This is a genomic window from Parafrankia sp. Ea1.12, from assembly GCF_900465275.1.
In the GTDB taxonomy this organism is placed as follows: Bacteria; Actinomycetota; Actinomycetes; order Frankiales; family Frankiaceae; genus Parafrankia; species Parafrankia soli.
Genome location: NZ_UBIZ01000708.1, coordinates 1 through 792, shown reverse-complemented (window position 1 = coordinate 792; position 792 = coordinate 1). Strand labels below are relative to the sequence as shown.

Below are 792 nucleotides of genomic sequence, written 5' to 3'. Positions count from 1 at the left end.
GCTGCTGGAAGCGGTCGGGGCGCCGGCGGACGGTCCGGGGGTGCGGGCCATGCGCGACGCGACCCGCGGCGGGGTGGCGACGATCCTCAACGAGGTGGCGACCGCCGCCGGGGTCGGAGTGATCGTCGACGAGGACGCGGTGCCGGTGCGGCCCACCGTGCGCGGGGCCTGCGAGCTGCTCGGCCTCGACCCGCTGTACGTCGCCTGCGAGGGCAGGATGGTGGTGATCGTCGCCCCCGAGGTGGCCGAGGCGGCGCTGGCCGCGCTGCGCTCGCACCCGCTGGGCGCGGACACGGCGGTGATCGGGCGGATCGCCGACGACCCGCCGGGCATGGTGCTGCTCAACACCGCGTTCGGCGGGACCCGCATCGTCGACCTGCTGGTCGGCGACCCGCTGCCGCGGATCTGCTGACCGGGCTGGCGCGGTGCACGAGCTCTCGGTCACCGTCGAGCTGGTCGACATGGTCGCCCGGCGGGTCCCGGCGGACGTCCAGGTGACCCGGGTGGCGCTCGAGATCGGGCGGTTGTCCGGGGTGATGACCTCGCCGCTGCGCTTCTGCTTCGACCTGGTCGCCGCCGGGACGTCGCTCGACGGCGCCCGGCTCGACATCGCCGAGCCGCCGGGGCGGGGCCGCTGCCGCCGGTGCGGGGCCGACGTCGACCTGCCGGACCTGCTCACGCCGTGTGGCTGCGGAAGCCATGAGATCGAGCTGACCGGCGGTGAGGAGGTCCGGATCACCGCCGTCGAGGTGCGCTGACGGTCGGCGGGACCAGCGGACGAGCCAAGCCGAA

At 75.5% G+C, this 792-nt stretch carries 2 protein-coding genes; both read left to right on the top strand.

The features are described from left to right. Positions 1–412, top strand: a 412-nt coding sequence (locus tag FMEAI12_RS35810; protein ID WP_235015151.1) for an AIR synthase-related protein, incomplete at its 5' end; no start/stop codon positions are given. 13 nt (positions 413–425) lie between these two features. Continuing rightward, positions 426–758, top strand: a complete 333-nt coding sequence (locus tag FMEAI12_RS35805) for a hydrogenase maturation nickel metallochaperone HypA (protein ID WP_071064455.1) — start codon at positions 426–428, stop codon at positions 756–758. The last annotated feature ends 34 nt before the right edge of the window (positions 759–792 follow it).